The organism is Chloroflexaceae bacterium (assembly GCA_025057155.1).
Lineage (GTDB): Bacteria > Chloroflexota > Chloroflexia > Chloroflexales > Chloroflexaceae > JACAEO01.
In genome coordinates this window covers 282-789 of record JANWYD010000076.1, presented here as the reverse complement: position 1 = coordinate 789, position 508 = coordinate 282, and the positions used below count along the sequence as shown (strand labels likewise).

Genomic DNA, 508 nt, shown 5'->3' with positions numbered 1-508 from the left:
GGCGGTCGGCTCGCCTTCCCGTATCTCCAGCGGACGGATGCCGTGGTCCTGGTTCGCGGCAATGCGCACCCCCTTGCCGCAGCGAGTGAAGATGTTCTCCTCGATCAGCCAGTCGCGGCTGGTGTCGTTCTCAGGGGCGGAGCGGGCGAACTCGGGTACGTACTTGCTCCACAACAGGATGCCGTGCCCACACGCCTGGAAGGTGTTGCGCCGCACGGTGAAGCGCACGCCATTCTCCACCGCGATGCCCGCCTGTCGGTTGTGCAGCAGGCGATTGTCCTCTACCACGAAATCGCGCGAGAAGCCCAGCCAGAAGCCGTAGTTGCAGTAGTTGGCGAAGTTGTTACGGTAGACGTTGCCTCGGCTGAAGGTGGCTTCGAAGGCGATATTGGGGCTGTAGGAGCCATCGTTCTCCTCGAACAGGTTGTCGTCGCAGCCCACAGGCTCCATCTGGGGCGTCATGCCTGCGAGGAAGAAGCCATCGCCGCCCAGGCGGGCGTAGTTGCGG

1 protein-coding gene is annotated in these 508 nt (G+C 63.6%); it reads right to left on the bottom strand.

Annotation, left to right across the window (positions count from 1 at the left end):
- The coding region (locus tag NZU74_20340) for a right-handed parallel beta-helix repeat-containing protein (GenBank protein MCS6883678.1) at nucleotides 1-508 on the bottom strand (508 nt) is incomplete at both ends.